Source organism: Marinobacter salinexigens, assembly GCF_008370345.1.
Taxonomy (GTDB): domain Bacteria; phylum Pseudomonadota; class Gammaproteobacteria; order Pseudomonadales; family Oleiphilaceae; genus Marinobacter; species Marinobacter salinexigens.
In genome coordinates, this window is record NZ_VTUU01000145.1 from 1 (window position 1) to 383 (window position 383).

General features: G+C 69.2%; 1 protein-coding gene. It reads left to right on the forward strand.

Annotated elements, in window-relative coordinates:
- Positions 1-188, forward strand: a 188-nt coding sequence (locus FWJ25_RS20995; protein ID WP_188093693.1) for a hypothetical protein, incomplete at its 5' end; no start/stop codon positions are given.
- Positions 189-383: the final 195 nt, after the last annotated feature.

Sequence of the window (383 nt, forward strand, 5' to 3'; positions counted from 1 at the left end):
CAGAAATCTGCGGCCAGAGAATTCCAGGAGTCGGAGGCGGCACGGCAGTCGAGGACTTCAGCAGTCCACGCCATCAGATCCATGTCGAACTGGTGGTACTGGCGGCCATTCGGGTTCGGGCCATCGGCCCCGGTCACCATTGTCCTCGCTTCGCGCCTCCTGCCGCCGCCGCCGGCGGCACCCGCTGACCCCGTGACGGAGAGGCTCCAAGAAGCAGCCGCCGCCCGGCGCAAGACGGGAGGCGCGGCCACGGCCACGGCGCACGCAGGGCGCGAAGACTACTGGACCCCGCAGCTGAACCTGCCGTCGTCAGCTTCTCCGCCGAGCATTCACCAGAGGGGAAGGGGCAATCCCACTCCCCAAGGCCACGGCGGCAGGCCAGG